We start from the raw sequence: 14,604 nt of genomic DNA, 5'->3' as shown, positions 1-14,604 counted from the left end.
TATTTCAATACTGGAGCGCCATGAGGAGGTGGCAGCATGCCAATCAGAACCGAGAGCGAGTTGACGCCCGCCGTCCTCGCCGTGATGAACCGCACCGAGGATCCCAGACTGCGCGAAATACTCGTCGCAATGGTGAAGCATCTCCACGCGTTCGTACGGGAGGTCAGGCTTTCGGAAGCTGAATTCCGCGAGGCCACAGCGGTCCTCAACGAAATTGGCCAATTGCAGACTAATAGCCACAACGAGTTCGTGCTGATGGCAGGATCGCTCGGCGTCTCTTCGCTCGTCTGCCTGCTCAATAACGGTGACAAGGGGCAGACGGAGACGTCGCAATCGTTGCTCGGACCATTCTGGCGGCTTAACTCCCCGCGGGTCGAGAACGGCGGAACCATCATCCGGTCCGAGACTCCAGGAACGCCTTTGTTCGTCCACGCGAAGGTGATTGATCGGGACGGCAAGCCTATAGCAGGCGCCGAGGTCGACGTGTGGCATGCGTCGCCTGTCGGTCTTTACGAAAACCAGGATCCCGATCAGGCAGAAATGAATCTCCGCGGCAAGCTCACCACGAACGAAGAAGGCCGCTTCTGGTTCAGAACGGTCAAGATGGTTGGTTATCCTATCCCCGTCGACGGGGTCGTGGGCCGCCTTCTCAAGGCGCAAGGCCGTCACCCCTATCGCCCCGCCCACCTCCATGCACTCATCTTCAAGCACGGGTACAAGACACTCATCTCCCAGGTCTTCGACCCGAGCGATCCAAATATCGACTCCGACGTGCAGTTTGGCGTGACCGCGGCGCTGACGGGCGACTTTGTCCGGCATGAAGAGCCGCACCCGTCCTACTCAGACGTCGCAGGCCCGTGGTTCTCGCTCGATTACACCTATGTCATGGAGCGGGGCGAGGCCGCCCTGCCGCGCCCTCCGATCAAATAACGAAACCAGCAGAGCCAAATCATGATCACGGAAAAGGAACGCCAGGAGGCAGCCGACGCGCTGCTGAGGGCCGAAGTCGAACGCAAGCCAATCGTCCAGCCAAGCAAGACATACCCGAACCTGGAACTCGAAGACGCCTACAATATACAAGCGCTCTGGGCGCAGGCGCGGGTTGCGAAAGGTGCACGGATCGTCGGCCACAAGATCGGACTGACGTCGCGGGCAATGCAGATGGCCTCGAAGATGACGGAGCCCGATTACGGCGTCATTCTCGACGACGCTCTCTTCAATGATGGAGCGCAGATCAAAGCGGATCTGTTCATCAAGCCTCGTCTCGAAGTCGAACTCGCATTCGTAATGGGCGAGGATCTTGAAGGTCCAAGCACCCGTATCTATGACGTGATGAGGGCGACCGAATTTGTCGTTCCAGCTCTCGAAATCATCGACTATCGAACCGAAGTGCCAAGAGCGATCACCGACACGATCGCCGACAACGCGGCTTTCGGAGCGATCGTCGTGGGTGGTCGTATCGTCCGGCCGATGGATATCGATATCCGCTGGGTCGGCGCGACGCTTTCGAAAAATGGCATCATCGAGGAGTCTGGCGTTTCCGCAGCCATCATGGGGCATCCAGCCGCCGGAATCGCATGGCTCGTGAACAAGCTCCATGCTGTCGGAGGTGGCTTGAAGAAGGGCCAGATCGTTCTTGCCGGTTCGTTCACCCGCCCCGTGGATATCGCCAAGGGCGATGTCATCCAGGCTGATTACGGGCCGGTCGGCTCCATCGGCGTTTCGTTCGTGTGAGGTGGCGATGGAACTCCCCGTCAATCACTTTAAGCGGAATCTTATGGCTGGGCAAAGCCAGATCGGTCTATGGTGCGGCCTTCCGGGAAGCTACGCAGCGGAAATCGTGGCGCCGGCAGGCTTCGACTGGTTGCTGTTCGACACCGAGCACTCTCCCAGCGACGTCCTCACCGTCCTGCCCCAATTGCAGGCGGTCGCGCCCTACAGCGTTTCTCCCGTCGTACGCCCTGCCTTCAATGACCCTGTGCTGATCAAGCGGTTCCTGGACATTGGCGTGCAGACGCTGCTCGTTCCGTATGTGCAGAATGAAGAGGAGGCGATGGCCGCCGTAGCAGCCATTCGGTATCCGCCGCGCGGGATTCGCGGTGTCTCCGCCTTGACGCGTGCCACGCGCTTCGGGCGCGTTTTGAACTACGCACAGGTCGCGGAGCAGGAGATATGCTTGCTTCTTCAAATCGAGACCCGGGAAGCGCTCGATCATCTCGAGTCCATCGCCGCTGTCGAAGGAGTGGACGGCATCTTCATCGGCCCGGCTGATCTCGCGGCGAGCTTTGGCCATCCTGGTCAACCGGGCCACCCGGAAGTGGTTGTGGCGATCGAGGATGCGATAAGGCGCTTGAAGGCGCTTGGAAAGCCGACGGGCATACTCACCCCCGACGAGAAGTTCGCAGCCCGCTGCATTTCGCTGGGGACGCTGTTTACCGCAGTCGGTGTAGATGTCGCCCTACTCGCAAGAGGATCCGAAGCGCTCGCGGCCAGGTTCGCATCTTAGGGAGTTCGAAGATGTCGACGCGGAAGCAGATTTTGGCTGAGATAGCGCCGACCGGCGCTATCAGGGCCGCCATCAATATGTCAAATGCGGCGTTGGTCCGATGGGACGATGAGGCGGGCGCCCTGGTCGGTCCGAGCGCCCAGATAGCCCACGAGATTGCCGAACAATTGGATTGCGGCCTCTCTCTAATCCAGTACGGCTCGGCTGCCGACATACTTGCCAATGCCGACGGCGACGAATGGGACATCGCTTTCATTGCCTCGGATCCATCAAGAGCCGACCGCTTCTCCTTCTCACCTCCATACATCTCCGTCAAAGCGACCTATCTCGTGCCTGACAGTTCGTCATTCCGGCGTGTCCAAGATATTGACGTCGAAGGAGTCCAGATCGCCTCTGCAAGGAGTGCAGCCTATACGAAGCAGCTCGAACGAATCCTTCAAAGAGGTTCAGTCTCCTACACCGATAGCCCTGCAACGGCCATTAATCTGCTTGTCGAATCGCAGTGCGCTGCGGCGGCTGGACTGACCGAGTATCTCATCCAAACTTCGGAAAGAATTTCAGGCTTCCGGCTCGTGGAAGGAACATTCTCCGAAATCCCCCAGACGATCGCCGTGCATAAGCGATCCGTTCATGCCTCAGCCTTTTTCGCAGATTTCGTACGCGATTTTACAGTGCGCCCTTAGCTAACAAACAAAGCGGAAAATCAAAAAGGCCGCGGATGACGCGGCCTTTTCCAATTCAGTGGCAAGATCTCACTTCTTGCGGGGAACCTTGGGGACCGTGCTTCCCTTCTTCGGGGCGTCGCGGACTTCAGGTTCTGCCTGCGGGACCGTCTTGGCGCGGGTCTTGCGGGCCGTCTTCGTCTTCAGCTCGCCGTCGCCCTCGTCATCGGCTTCGGGATGCACGACTTCGGCTTCCGGCTTCGGCTTGATCGGCGCCGTATCCGGTATGGCTTCCAGCACGATGCCGGGCTTGCCGTCTTCCTTGGGACCGACGGTGACGTTGACGACGCCGCCCTTCTTCAGCTTGCCGAAGAGGATTTCGTTGGCAAGCGGCTTCTTGATGGTGTCCTGGATGACGCGGGCCAGCGGGCGGGCGCCCATCTTCTCGTCGTAACCCTTTTCCGCCAGCCAGGCGATCGCGTCCTCATGCAGGTCGAAGGTGACGTTCCGTTCGGAAAGCTGGGCCTCCAGCTGCATGATGAACTTCTGTACGACCTTGTGAATGACAGCCGTCGGCAGCGCCGCGAAGGGAATGATCGCGTCGAGACGGTTGCGGAACTCCGGCGTGAACAGACGGGTCAGCGCCTCCTCGTCCTCGCCGGTGCGCTTGGACGAGCCGAAGCCGATCGCAGCCTTGGCCATTTCGGACGCGCCGGCATTGGTCGTCATGATCAGGATGACGTTGCGGAAGTCGATCTTCTTGCCGTTATGGTCGGTCAGCGTGCCATGGTCCATGACCTGCAGCAGGATGTTGTAGATGTCAGGATGCGCCTTTTCGATTTCGTCGAGCAGGACCACGCAATGCGGATGCTGGTCGACGCCATCTGTGAGAAGACCGCCCTGATCGAAACCGACATAGCCGGGGGGTGCACCGAGCAGACGCGAGACCGTATGCCGCTCCATATATTCCGACATGTCGAAGCGCAGAAGCTCGACGCCGAGCGACGACGCCAGCTGCTTTGCGACCTCGGTCTTGCCGACGCCGGTCGGACCGGAGAAAACATAGGAGCCGATCGGCTTGTTCGGCTCGCGAAGGCCGGCACGCGCCAGCTTGATCGAGGTCGAAAGGGCTTCGATGGCGATATCCTGGCCGTAGACGACCGAGCGCAGTTCCTGCTCGAGATTGGCGAGCACCGCTTCGTCATCCTTGGAGACGGTCTTCGGCGGAATGCGCGCCATCGTAGCGATCGTTGCCTCGATTTCCTTTTCGGTGATCAGCTTGCGGCGCTTCGACGGCGGCAGCAGCATCTGGGCCGCACCGGTTTCGTCGATCACGTCGATCGCCTTGTCCGGCAGCTTGCGGTCGGAGATGTAGCGGGCCGAGAGTTCGACGGCCGATTTGATGGCGTCGTTCGAATAACGCAGGTGGTGATACTCTTCGAAATAGGGCTTCAGGCCCTTCATGATCTCGATCGCATCGTTGATCGACGGCTCGCTGACGTCGATCTTCTGGAAACGACGCACCAGCGCCCGGTCCTTCTCGAAGAACTGGCGATATTCCTTGTAGGTGGTCGAACCGATGCAGCGAATCGCGCCGGATGACAGCGCCGGCTTCAGCAGGTTCGATGCATCCATCGCGCCGCCCGAGGTGGCGCCGGCGCCGATCACCGTATGGATCTCGTCGATGAACAGCACCGCACCCGGATATTCCTCCAGCTCCTTGACGACCTGCTTCAGGCGCTCCTCGAAATCGCCGCGGTAGCGCGTGCCGGCAAGCAGCGTGCCCATGTCGAGCGAGAAGATCGTCGCATCGGCAAGCGCCTCGGGAACCTTGCCCTCGACGATGCGCTTGGCGAGGCCCTCGGCGATCGCCGTTTTGCCGACGCCGGGATCACCGACATAGAGCGGATTGTTCTTCGAACGGCGGCACAGGATCTGGATGGTACGGCTCACCTCGGCGTGACGGCCGATCAGCGGATCGATCTTGCCGCCCTTGGCCTTCTCATTGAGGTTGACGCAATAGGCTTTCAGCGCATCCTGCTGCTTCTTGGGGCCGCCCTCTTCCTCGCCGCCGCGTGCCGTCGGCTTGCTCTCGGCTTCCTCTTCGGCGCCGCGCGGAGGGCGGGCCTCAGACGCGCCCGGCCGCTTGCCAATGCCGTGAGAGATGTAGTTGACGGCATCGTAGCGGGTCATTTCCTGCTCCTGCAGGAAATAGGCGGCATGGCTTTCGCGCTCGGCGAAAATCGCGACGAGCACGTTGGCGCCGGTGACTTCCTCGCGCCCGGAAGACTGCACATGGATGACGGCGCGCTGGATGACGCGCTGGAAGCCGGAGGTCGGCTTCGAATCCTCGTCATATCCGGTGATCAGATTGGAAAGTTCATTATCGACATATTCGACGAGCGTCTTGCGCAACGCGTCGAGATCGACATTGCAGGCACCCATGACCGCGGCCGCATCGGCATCGTCGATCAGGGCGAGCAGCAGATGCTCGAGCGTCGCATATTCGTGATGCCGCTCGTTGGCAAAGGTCAGTGCCTGATGGAGCGCCTTCTCTAAACTAGGCGAAAATGTTGGCACGTTCAGATCCTCACTTCTTTTCCATGACGCATTGCAGCGGATGCTGGTGCTGCCGGGCGAAGTCCATCACCTGGCTGACCTTCGTTTCCGCTACCTCGTATGTGAATATTCCGCATTCGCCGACGCCGTGATTGTGGACATGGAGCATGATGCGGGTGGCACTTTCACGATCCTTCTGAAAAAACCGCTCCAGAATATGAATGACGAATTCCATGGGCGTGTAATCGTCATTCAAAAGCAGCACGCGATAGAGGTTGGGCTTCTTGGTCTTCGGCTTGGTGCGCGTGATGACCGAGGTTCCGCGATTTCCGTTGTCCCCGTTCCTTTCGCTGTCGTTCTGCATCCGGATCGGCTTTGCGATCATTGTCATTCATTCCTCAATCAATCCGGCGGAGCATGGGAGGGTGCTTTTCCCGCCGAATATCTGAAACACTAACTTAGTTCATAATAGGCCGATTTTAAGCCCCCTGTCAGACACTGCAATCAAGAAATGCCGGCATGCACGGGAAAGACCAAAAAAGTCCCCGGGCCGATCCAAGCGGACGCTGTGGCGAAAGTGGAAACAAAAAAGACCGGCTACAGATGCGTAGCCGGCCCCGGTATTTCAATATGTCGCGCAGGTTGCGCCGTCGCAATCAACTCATGCGGCGGCAGGCGTTGCCGCCGGCGCCTGCCTGCCCGTCTTGGCGACGGCAGCGGCGATCGGAGCCTCGTAAGGCTTGTAGGCGGACTTGGCGAGATCGGCGTACATTTCGCCGAGCTTGGTGGCCTCGGAAACGAAGCTCTCATAGCTGGACTTGACGTAGCTGGTCTGCAGTTCGAACACGGCCTCGAAGCTCTTGGCCCCGGCCAGCGTTTCGAAATGCGTCACCGCATCCTGAAAGGACTTCTTCGAATAATCAGCAGCTTCGGCGGCGATTGCCTGAAAGCCCCTCGCCGTTTCGGAATAGGTTCTCAGCGCCGTATCGACGGCTTCCTTGCTCTTCCTGTTTGCATCATCAAAGTTGAACATGACCGTCCTCCGTTGGGCTGTGGATGGCGGCAGGGTAACTGCGACGCACAAATAGTCAAGTAGTCTTGTGCAATGCAAAACAACCCTGAGGTTGCATGGCAGTAATAAAACAAAGGCCGCGCGCCGGGGCACGTACGTCTTTAACTGATTTTGCTAATATATATCAAATGCCCACAACCCAAGATTTTAAAAAAAAATTTTTTTGACAAGCCAAAAAACGAAAAAACCGGGCGGATCGCGCCGCCCGGTCCTCTTGAAACGTTTGCGCGCGATCAAAGATCGACGTCGAGGATCGCCATCGAAAAGTTGTAGGAGCGGTCGCCGTCCTCGTCATCGATATAGACGACGCCCAGAAACTCTTCGCCGAGATAGACTTCCGCGGAATCATTCTTGCGCGGACGCGCCTTGACGATGATCTGCGGGTTGAACATGCGCTTGAAATAGGCGTCGAGCTTCTTGATTTCTTCAGGCTTCACTCTGTCATCTCCGTAAGCGGTCTTAATTGGCCGCTTCTCGCACAGGAAAAGCAGCGGTGTAAAGGCGGGCTGCTGCTTGCGCAGTGGCTGTCCCCGCTCGGCTCCTGCCGGTTTCCTATCCTTTTTCCAACAGGCGCTCAGATATCGGCGCCGATCACCTGGTCCATGTTGCGCGACGGTTCGGAACAACCGGCCTCGCCGACGACCTTGGCCGGCACGCCGGCTACCGTCTTCTTTGGCGGCACTGCCTTGAGCACGACGGAGCCGGCGGCAACGCGCGAGCAGAAGCCGATTTCGATGTTGCCGAGGATCTTCGCGCCGGCGCCGATCATCACGCCGCTGCCAATCTTCGGGTGGCGGTCGGCGCCCTCCTTGCCGGTGCCGCCGAGCGTGACGCCATGCAGGATCGAGACATTGTCGCCGACAACAGCCGTTTCGCCGATAACGAGGCCGGTAGCATGATCGAGGAAGATGCCCTTGCCGATACGGGCGGCCGGATTGATGTCGGTCTGGAAGACGCTGGAGGAGCGGCTTTGCAGATAGAGGGCGAAGTCACGTCTGCCGCGGTTCAGCAGCCAGTGGGCCAGACGATGCGTCTGCAGCGCATGGAAACCCTTGAAATAGAGCACGGCCTCCATGAAGCGGAGGCAAGCGGGATCGCGGTCATAGACCGCCTGGATATCGACTCGCAGGATCGAGCTCCATTCCGGCCAATCGGCGAGCATTTCCTCGAAGGTCTGGCGCAGGAGGATCGCCTGCATGTCGGGGTGATCGAGGCGTTCGCAGATGCGGTGAATGACGCATTCCTCGAGCGAACGGTGATTGATCACCGTCGAATAGAGAAAGGCGGCGAGAACCGGATCCGTTTCGGCGGCGGCGCGGGCTTCCTCGCGCAGGCTGTCCCAGATGGGATCCATCACTTTCAGCGGATGGCCTGTCTCAAAAGCACGAATGTCTGTCTTGGCGACCATCGCCACTCTCCTCGGTACCAACAGGAATGCCGTTTTCGCAATGCCAGTATATAGTGGAAAACGCCCATAACATAAATGGGTGCCGTCACCATGGTTTTTTAGCGTGGTTTTTCGACATCACGATGATGTCAGCCCTCGCCGACCCTTGCGTAAAAGGCCAGCACCGCCTGCTTGAAGACCTTATCGCCGACGGCGAGCATATGATCGCGGCCGGGAATATCGAGCGCCTCGGCCTCGGGCATCAGTGCGGCCAGCTGCTGCGGCGAGCCGGCGATATCATCCTTGGTGCCGACGCCGATCAGTGCCGGCATATCGAGTTTGGCCATATCCGAGCGAGCGACGAGATCGCGCGAGCCGCGAATGCAGGCGGCGAGCGCGGTGCGGTCGCTCTTTGTCTGTTCGGCAAAGGCGCGGAACATGCGGCCGCGCTCATGCGTCACGACGTCCAGCGACGGAGCCAGCAGCGCATCGGCAATCGGGTCCCAGTCGCCGACGCCGTCGGTCATGCCTATGCCAAGGCCGCCGAGCACCAGCGAGCGGACGCGATGCGGATTGGCAAGTGCGGCAAAGACGGAAATGCGCGCGCCCATGGAATAGCCCATGACATTGGCTTCGGCGATGCCGAGATGGTCGAGCAGTGCAATTGCGTCACCGGCCATCACCCACGGACGATAAGCTTCGGCGTCATGCGGCTTGTCGCTTGCGCCATGACCGCGATTGTCGATGGCGATCACCCGGTAGCCGGCATCGCCGAGCGTCTTCAGCCAGGCCGGATGCACCCAGTTGACGTTTGCCGTCGAGGCAAAGCCGTGAATCAACAGGACAGGCACACCGGAGGGATCGCCTTCGTCGAAAAAGGCGAGCCGCAATCCGTCATGAGTGAAGCTTGAAAATGCGGGCGTGTTCAGGTTCATCGGGTCTTCCTTTTTGGCGCGACCATAATTGAGCCGCCTGCCAGCGTGAAGCCAAAAACCGTAGCTGAAAACTGTGCTTGCCGCGGCGCTTTGGCTCTACACATTTGCGGCGAAGGCTTATAAGGTCCGCGCACCTTGCAAAGCATTCGGAGAGCGACATGGCCGGCCACAACATTCCTCACTTCCAGAACGACGGCGGTCATCGCGTCATCGAAGTAGGCGTCAAGGAATTCATGTGCACGGGCGCTTCGGTTCCCTTCGATCACCCGCACATCTTCATCGACATGGGCGACGACAACGAGAAGGTCTGCTCCTACTGTTCGACGCTCTATCGCTTCAATTCCTCCCTCAAGCCCAGCCAGACCAATCCGGCCGGCTGCGTTTTCCATGTGAAGGCGGCGTAGCCCGACTAGAAGCCGGAACGGACTGGCAATGCCCGTCGAACATGCCGTCATCATCGGCGCCGGAATTGCCGGGCTGACCGCTGCGCTGTCGCTTTCGCGCCGGGGCATCAGGTCGGAGATTGTCGAGCAGGCGGACGAACTCACCGAAATCGGCGCCGGATTGCAGCTTTCGCCGAATGCCTCGCGTATTCTTGCCGACCTCGACATCCTCGACGGACTTTCCAAGATCTGGCTCGAACCAGAGAGCATCCGACTGATTTCGGGCAGTTCGCTGCGCCAGCTTGCGGCAGTGCCGGCAGGCAAATTCGCGCGGCAGCGCTGGGGCGCGCCCTATGGCGTCCTGCACCGCACCACTTTGCAGAAAGCGCTGCTCGCCGCGGTCGAAGCCGATCCGCTCTGCCGGCTTCGTCTCGGCGTGCGCATGGAAGCGGGTCCGCCTTCCGAGCGGCCGGCCGATGTCGTGATCGGGGCCGACGGCGTCTGGTCGAAGCTGCGGCAATCTATTGCGGGCGGCCCCTCGCCACGTTTTTCCGGCAATATCGCCTACCGCTTCACCATTGCCGAGGATGAAGCCCCCGGCTTCCTCGATCGGACAAGCGTTTCCGCTTTCCTCGGCGGGTCGGCGCATCTGGTCAGCTATCCGCTAAAAGAGACCGGCAGCTTCAACATGGTGGCAATCACTGCCGGCAACATTGCGCCCCAGACCTGGCAAAGCGAGCCGACGACAGAGCAACGCGCACAGCTGCGAGCGCGTCTCGCCGGCTGGAACGCGGCCATCGTCTCGCTGCTCGAAAGGCAGCGGAAGCTGACCTTCTGGCCGCTGTTCGAAACGACGTCAGGCGCGTGGCAGGACGGCAGGGCGGTTCTGATCGGCGACGCCGCTCACGCGATGATGCCCTTTGCCGCCCAGGGAGCGGCGATGGCAATCGAAGATGCCTACGAACTTGCCGCGTTTCTGTCGGATAGTCCCGTGACCGAAGCGCTGGCGCATTTCGAAAGGCATCGCGCGCCGCGCATCGCCAAGCTTCGCCAGCGCGGCGCCTTCAACCGGTTTGCCTATCATGCGAGAGGGCCGATCCGCATCGGCCGCGACCTCGTGCTCGGGCTGAAGCCGCCGCAAAGCCTGGCGGCGGATCTCGACTGGATCTACGGTTATCGCGCCATGCGGCCATAGAGCGCCGCAAGAGACGGAGGCGCCCACGCCTGCCCTCAGACGGCGCTTGCCGCGGCAAACCCGCGTTCGATATCGGCCTTGAGGTCAGCCACGTCTTCGATGCCGATCTGCAGGCGGATGACCGCACCGTCGGTCGGGGCCTTGGCGACCCTGCGGTCGTTGAGATAGGCGTGCAGAGCGAGGCTTTCGAAACCGCCCCAGGAATAGCCGAGGCCGAAGATCCGCAGCGCATCGAGGAAGGCATGCGCCTTTGCCCTGGACTGCTCGGGACCATTGGCGGCAAGCACGAAGGAAAAGATGCCGCTGGCCCCCTTGAAATCGCGCTTCCAGAGATGATGGGAGGGGAAGCTCGGCAGCGCCGGGTGCAGCACGCGGGCAACATCGTCCCTGCCCTCCAGCCATTCGGCGATCGCAAGCGCACTTTCATAATGGCGCTCGAGGCGCAGGCCCATAGTGCGCAATCCGCGCAGGATCTGATAGGCATCATCGGGCGCGCCGCAGATGCCGAGGGCGCCGTTCGCCTCCTTCAGCCGCTCCCAATGCTCGGCATTGGCCGACACCGTCCCGAGCAGAATGTCGGAATGGCCGGACGGATATTTCGTCGCCGCGTGGATGGAGATGTCGACGCCATGATCGAGCGGCCGGAAATAAAGCGGCGTCGCCCAGGTATTGTCCATCATGACGACGGCGCCGTGGCGGTGGGCAACCGCCGAGATCGCCGGAATATCCTGCATCTCGAAGGTGTTGGAGCCGGGAGCCTCGGTGTGCACGATCTTCGTGTTCGGCCGGAAAAGCGCCTCTATGCCGCCGCCGATCGACGGGTCGTAATATTCCACCTCAACGCCGAGGCGCTTCAGCATCGTGTCGCAGAAATGTCGGGTCGGACCGTAAACCGAATCGACGACGAGAGCATGGTCGCCGGCGGCGGCGAAACCCAGGAACGGAATGGTGACGGCCGCAAGCCCCGAGGGAACGAGGATGGTGCCGGCCGAACCTTCGAGCGCGTCGATCGCCTCGCAGAGCGCATCCGTGGTCGGCGTGCCGCGGGTCCCGTAGGTGTATTTCTGCGAACGCGTCTCCATCGTCCGGGCATTCGGAAACAGCACCGTCGAGGCATGCACGACTGGCGGATTGACGAAACCGTGATAGTCGAAGGGATCGTTGCCGATATGGCTCAAGCGGGTGTTGATACCGGCATTCTGCAGCAAGCTGTCTTTGTCTTTCATGGTCGGGAATAGCCTTTGGCGAAGAACGCGAAAACGAGACTTTTGGACACCTCGCCGCCTCCGGTCAACCCCTTGGGACCTTGGGGTAGATCCCATCGAAAAGTATGATTTTCGCGTTATTTTTCCGCAATTGGACGCCCATTTCCTGGCCAACCGCCCATGAATGCGGCGCAATTGACCAAATTTCTGAATTTTGCCGCAATTATCGATGGCGACACTTGACCATGGTGACATTTGCGACTGTGATAGACCCACTCGCGCCGGGAGGGTGTCGAGACGATTGGGGAGGCCGACGCAACGTTCGGGCGCACTCCCCACAAGATAAAGATAAGACAACGGAAAAAGGTTGGGAAAATGAAGAATAAGCTCCTGTCCGCCGCCATCGGCGCAGCGGTTTTGGCACTTGGCGCATCGGCAGCCTCGGCCACCACTCTCGGTGACGTCAAGGCGAAGGGTTTCGTACAATGCGGCGTCAATACCGGCCTGGCCGGCTTTGCTGCACCCGACGCTTCCGGCAATTGGGCCGGCTTCGACGTCGATTTCTGCAAGGCCGTCGCTTCAGCCGTCTTCGGCGACCCCACGAAGGTGAAGTTCACCCCGCTCAGCGCCGCCAACCGTTTCCCGGCGCTTCAATCCGGCGAAGTCGATGTTCTGGCTCGCAACACGACCTGGTCGATCAACCGCGACACCGCTCTCGGCCTGAACTTCCGTTTCGTTAACTATTATGACGGCCAAGGCTTCATGGTCCGCAAGAGCCTGAACGTGAAGTCGGCGCTCGAACTCTCCGGCGCATCCGTCTGCGTCCAGTCGGGCACCACCACCGAGCTCAACCTCGCCGACTACTTCAAGGCAAACAACCTTCAGTACAATCCGGTTGTTTTCGAAAAGCTGGATGAGGTCAACGCCGCCTATGACGCCGGCCGCTGCGACGTCTACACGACCGACCAGTCCGGTCTCTATTCGCTGCGCCTGACGCTGAAGAACCCCGACGAGCACGCGATCCTTCCGGAAATCATTTCCAAGGAGCCGCTGGCGCCGGCTGTTCGCCAGGGTGACGACCAGTGGTTCGACATCGTCAGCTGGGTTGGCTACGCCATGATCAATGCTGAAGAGTTCGGCATCACTCAGGCCAATGTCGACGACATGAAAAATTCGCCGAACCCTGACATCAAGCGCTTCCTCGGCGTGGAAGCAGACACCAAGATCGGCACCGATCTCGGGCTGACCAATGAGTGGGCCTACAACATCGTCAAGAACGTCGGCAATTACGGCGAAGTCTTCGAGCGCAATATCGGCCAGGGCAGCCAGTTGAAGATCGATCGCGGCCTCAACGCCCTGTGGAGCAAGGGCGGCATCCAGTACGCCCCGCCGGTTCGCTGAGGGGTATCACGCAGGAAAGCCGGAAAGGCGGGCGACCGCCTTTCCTCCTCCAATAAAAAAGCTCCGAAAAGGAGCGTAATGGGGAATTGGCCAGGCATGACGCATCAGGCTGTGGATTCGACACATTTACCCAAGAGCGGCTGGAGCTTCCAGACTGCCCTCTACGACCCGAGAATTCGGGGCATTTTCTTCCAGATTCTTACCATCGTATTGCTGGTGGCCTTCGTCTGGTGGGTTGCACATAACACTGCCGTCAATCTGGCGCGCGCCAACATCGCATCGGGATTCGGCTTTCTGAATGGCCGCGCCGGCTTCGAGGTCGGTCAGTCGCTGATCGCCTATTCAAGCGATTCGACCTACGGCCGCGCGCTGCTCGTCGGCCTTCTGAACACGCTGCTAATCGCGGTGACCGGCATCATCACCGCCACCATCATCGGCTTCATCATCGGCATCGGCCGTTTGTCGCGGAACTGGCTGATTGCCAAGCTGTGTACGGTCTACGTGGAAGTTTTCCGCAATATTCCGCCGCTGCTGGTGATCTTCTTCTGGTATTCGGGCGTTCTGGCGGTTCTGCCGAATGCGCGCGAATCGCTGCATCTGCCGCTCGGATCCTATCTGAACAATCGCGGCCTTGCCTTCCCCAAGCCGATTTTCGGTGAGGGTTTCTGGCTCGTCGGCGTCTCCTTCGTCATCGCGATCATCGCCGTCATCGCGACGGCCCGATGGGCGCATCGCCGGCAGGCGGCCACTGGTCAGCCGTTCCACACGATCTGGGCTTCGATCGGCCTGCTGATCGGCCTGCCGCTCATCGCCTTCCTGATCGCAGGCGCGCCGCTTTCCTTCGATTATCCGATCGTGGGTAAATTCAACCTCACCGGCGGCTCCGTCGTCGGGCCTGAGTTCATGTCGCTCTTCCTGGCGCTTTCCTTCTACACCGCAGCCTTCATCGCCGAGATCGTGCGCGCGGGCATTCGCGGCGTGGCGAAGGGACAAACGGAGGCGGCAGGTGCACTTGGGCTTCATCCCTCGTCGATCACCCGGCTGGTCGTCATTCCGCAGGCGTTCCGCATCATCATTCCGCCGCTGAGCAGCCAATATCTCAATCTGACCAAGAACTCATCGCTGGCGATCGCCATCGGTTTCGCCGATCTCGTCGCCGTCGGCAGCACAACGCTGAACCAGACCGGTCAGGCCGTCGAGGTGATTCTCATCTGGATGGTCATTTACCTCGCGCTCAGTATCGTGACTTCGCTGTTCATGAACTGGTTCAATGCCAAGATGGCGCTAGTGGAGAGGTAA

15 protein-coding genes are annotated in these 14,604 nt (G+C 60.1%); 8 read left to right on the top strand and 7 right to left on the bottom strand.

Features of this window, described 5'->3' with window-relative positions:
• Positions 1-36: 36 nt before the first annotated feature.
• Genes EFR00_RS03245 through EFR00_RS03230 form a run of 4 tightly spaced genes read left to right on the top strand, consistent with a single transcriptional unit; the run spans position 37 to position 3,189 of the window.
• Positions 37-930: an intradiol ring-cleavage dioxygenase gene (locus tag EFR00_RS03245; protein ID WP_039619514.1), complete on the top strand. Its 894-nt coding sequence runs from the start codon at positions 37-39 to the stop codon at positions 928-930.
• A gap of 21 nt (positions 931-951) precedes the next feature.
• Positions 952-1,734, top strand: a complete 783-nt coding sequence (gene hpaH, locus EFR00_RS03240) for a 2-oxo-hept-4-ene-1,7-dioate hydratase (protein ID WP_077993872.1) — start codon at positions 952-954, stop codon at positions 1,732-1,734.
• 7 nt (positions 1,735-1,741) lie between these two features.
• Complete coding sequence (gene hpaI, locus EFR00_RS03235; RefSeq protein ID WP_077993875.1) at positions 1,742-2,506, top strand: 4-hydroxy-2-oxoheptanedioate aldolase; 765 nt, start codon at positions 1,742-1,744, stop codon at positions 2,504-2,506.
• 11 nt (positions 2,507-2,517) lie between these two features.
• Positions 2,518-3,189 carry a transporter substrate-binding domain-containing protein gene (locus EFR00_RS03230; protein ID WP_077993876.1) on the top strand — a complete coding sequence of 224 codons (672 nt, stop codon included), beginning with the start codon at positions 2,518-2,520 and terminating at the stop codon, positions 3,187-3,189.
• A gap of 69 nt (positions 3,190-3,258) precedes the next feature.
• Here the strand turns inward: EFR00_RS03230 and clpA are convergent, their stop codons facing one another.
• From clpA to EFR00_RS03200, 6 genes are all read right to left on the bottom strand, one after another.
• A complete protein-coding gene (clpA, locus tag EFR00_RS03225; protein ID WP_038688631.1) occupies positions 3,259-5,748 on the bottom strand; it encodes an ATP-dependent Clp protease ATP-binding subunit ClpA in 2,490 nt (829 codons plus the stop codon).
• 10 nt (positions 5,749-5,758) lie between these two features.
• The gene (clpS, locus tag EFR00_RS03220) at positions 5,759-6,112 is read right to left on the bottom strand and encodes an ATP-dependent Clp protease adapter ClpS (protein WP_008526939.1); all 354 of its coding nucleotides are present in this window, start codon (positions 6,110-6,112) and stop codon (positions 5,759-5,761) included.
• Between the two features lie 276 nt (positions 6,113-6,388).
• Entirely contained in the window at positions 6,389-6,760 is a 372-nt protein-coding gene (locus tag EFR00_RS03215) for a phasin family protein (RefSeq protein ID WP_038688629.1), read from the bottom strand.
• Between the two features lie 272 nt (positions 6,761-7,032).
• The gene (locus tag EFR00_RS03210; protein ID WP_010021897.1) at positions 7,033-7,236 is read right to left on the bottom strand and encodes a DUF3126 family protein; all 204 of its coding nucleotides are present in this window, start codon (positions 7,234-7,236) and stop codon (positions 7,033-7,035) included.
• A gap of 137 nt (positions 7,237-7,373) precedes the next feature.
• Positions 7,374-8,207, bottom strand: a complete 834-nt coding sequence (gene cysE, locus EFR00_RS03205; RefSeq protein WP_039619506.1) for a serine O-acetyltransferase — start codon at positions 8,205-8,207, stop codon at positions 7,374-7,376.
• A gap of 128 nt (positions 8,208-8,335) precedes the next feature.
• The gene (locus EFR00_RS03200; RefSeq protein ID WP_077993879.1) at positions 8,336-9,121 is read right to left on the bottom strand and encodes an alpha/beta fold hydrolase; all 786 of its coding nucleotides are present in this window, start codon (positions 9,119-9,121) and stop codon (positions 8,336-8,338) included.
• 158 nt (positions 9,122-9,279) lie between these two features.
• On the opposite strand from EFR00_RS03200, the gene EFR00_RS03195 reads away from it, so the two are divergent.
• Complete coding sequence (locus tag EFR00_RS03195; protein WP_010024961.1) at positions 9,280-9,525, top strand: zinc-finger domain-containing protein; 246 nt, start codon at positions 9,280-9,282, stop codon at positions 9,523-9,525.
• Positions 9,526-9,553: 28 nt separating this feature from the next.
• Positions 9,554-10,699, top strand: a complete 1,146-nt coding sequence (locus EFR00_RS03190) for an FAD-dependent monooxygenase (RefSeq protein WP_077993881.1) — start codon at positions 9,554-9,556, stop codon at positions 10,697-10,699.
• A gap of 35 nt (positions 10,700-10,734) precedes the next feature.
• On the opposite strand, the gene EFR00_RS03185 is transcribed toward EFR00_RS03190, so the two are convergent.
• Positions 10,735-11,925 (bottom strand): cystathionine beta-lyase, encoded by a 1,191-nt coding sequence (locus tag EFR00_RS03185; protein WP_077993884.1) that lies wholly within the window; start codon positions 11,923-11,925, stop codon positions 10,735-10,737.
• Positions 11,926-12,279: 354 nt separating this feature from the next.
• On the opposite strand from EFR00_RS03185, the gene EFR00_RS03180 reads away from it, so the two are divergent.
• Together EFR00_RS03180 and EFR00_RS03175 are read left to right on the top strand one after the other, a co-directional pair.
• Positions 12,280-13,305, top strand: a complete 1,026-nt coding sequence (locus tag EFR00_RS03180) for an amino acid ABC transporter substrate-binding protein (RefSeq protein WP_077993886.1) — start codon at positions 12,280-12,282, stop codon at positions 13,303-13,305.
• 96 nt (positions 13,306-13,401) lie between these two features.
• Entirely contained in the window at positions 13,402-14,604 is a 1,203-nt protein-coding gene (locus EFR00_RS03175) for an amino acid ABC transporter permease (RefSeq protein ID WP_077993889.1), read from the top strand.

It is taken from the genome of Rhizobium sophoriradicis (assembly GCF_003939025.1).
Taxonomy (GTDB): domain Bacteria; phylum Pseudomonadota; class Alphaproteobacteria; order Rhizobiales; family Rhizobiaceae; genus Rhizobium; species Rhizobium sophoriradicis.
This window is presented reverse-complemented; position numbering and strand designations above follow the sequence as displayed.

Excerpts from the sequence above, each read along its gene's own strand:
- EFR00_RS03245 (WP_039619514.1), top strand. The coding sequence starts at position 37 with ATGCCAATCAGAACCGAGAGCGAGTTGACGCCCGCCGTCCTCGCCGTG.
- hpaH (WP_077993872.1), top strand. The coding sequence starts at position 952 with ATGATCACGGAAAAGGAACGCCAGGAGGCAGCCGACGCGCTGCTGAGG.
- hpaI (WP_077993875.1), top strand. The coding sequence starts at position 1,742 with ATGGAACTCCCCGTCAATCACTTTAAGCGGAATCTTATGGCTGGGCAA.
- EFR00_RS03230 (WP_077993876.1), top strand. The coding sequence starts at position 2,518 with ATGTCGACGCGGAAGCAGATTTTGGCTGAGATAGCGCCGACCGGCGCT.
- clpS (WP_008526939.1), bottom strand. The coding sequence starts at position 6,112 with ATGATCGCAAAGCCGATCCGGATGCAGAACGACAGCGAAAGGAACGGG.
- EFR00_RS03215 (WP_038688629.1), bottom strand. The coding sequence starts at position 6,760 with ATGTTCAACTTTGATGATGCAAACAGGAAGAGCAAGGAAGCCGTCGAT.
- cysE (WP_039619506.1), bottom strand. The coding sequence starts at position 8,207 with ATGGTCGCCAAGACAGACATTCGTGCTTTTGAGACAGGCCATCCGCTG.
- EFR00_RS03200 (WP_077993879.1), bottom strand. The coding sequence starts at position 9,121 with ATGAACCTGAACACGCCCGCATTTTCAAGCTTCACTCATGACGGATTG.
- EFR00_RS03195 (WP_010024961.1), top strand. The coding sequence starts at position 9,280 with ATGGCCGGCCACAACATTCCTCACTTCCAGAACGACGGCGGTCATCGC.
- EFR00_RS03190 (WP_077993881.1), top strand. The coding sequence starts at position 9,554 with ATGCCCGTCGAACATGCCGTCATCATCGGCGCCGGAATTGCCGGGCTG.
- EFR00_RS03185 (WP_077993884.1), bottom strand. The coding sequence starts at position 11,925 with ATGAAAGACAAAGACAGCTTGCTGCAGAATGCCGGTATCAACACCCGC.
- EFR00_RS03180 (WP_077993886.1), top strand. The coding sequence starts at position 12,280 with ATGAAGAATAAGCTCCTGTCCGCCGCCATCGGCGCAGCGGTTTTGGCA.
- EFR00_RS03175 (WP_077993889.1), top strand. The coding sequence starts at position 13,402 with ATGACGCATCAGGCTGTGGATTCGACACATTTACCCAAGAGCGGCTGG.